Source organism: Mycobacterium sp. shizuoka-1, assembly GCF_002723835.1.
In the GTDB taxonomy this organism is placed as follows: domain Bacteria; phylum Actinomycetota; class Actinomycetes; order Mycobacteriales; family Mycobacteriaceae; genus Mycobacterium.
The window spans coordinates 38,218-38,498 of sequence record NZ_BEWG01000034.1; the positions used below are offsets into that span (position 1 = coordinate 38,218).

The window sequence follows — 281 nt, forward strand, 5'->3', positions numbered from 1 at the left end:
CGCCGTCATCCGCCGTTCGAGGAGCTCCACGGTCGCCGGGTCGGCACCCTTCTGAGGGCCGAAGACGCGGGCTGCACCCATCGGGCCCAGCAGCGGGTGTTCGACGTCGCTGGCCGCGATCAGGGCGACACCGGCCAGCTTGTCTGTGGCCTGGGCCGGCCCGCCGAGCGCCTCGATCAGCCCGCGCCCGCCATCGGTGCAGCAGCTGCCGCCCAGACCGACGACGATGGTGTCCGCGCCGGCGGCCAGCGCCGCCTCGACCAGCTGGCCGACGCCGCCGC

1 protein-coding gene is annotated in these 281 nt (G+C 75.8%); it reads right to left on the bottom strand.

The window, feature by feature from the left end; all coding sequences use genetic code 11:
* Positions 1–281, bottom strand: a 281-nt coding sequence (locus MSZK_RS32935; RefSeq protein ID WP_233211254.1) for a glycerate kinase, incomplete at both ends; no start/stop codon positions are given.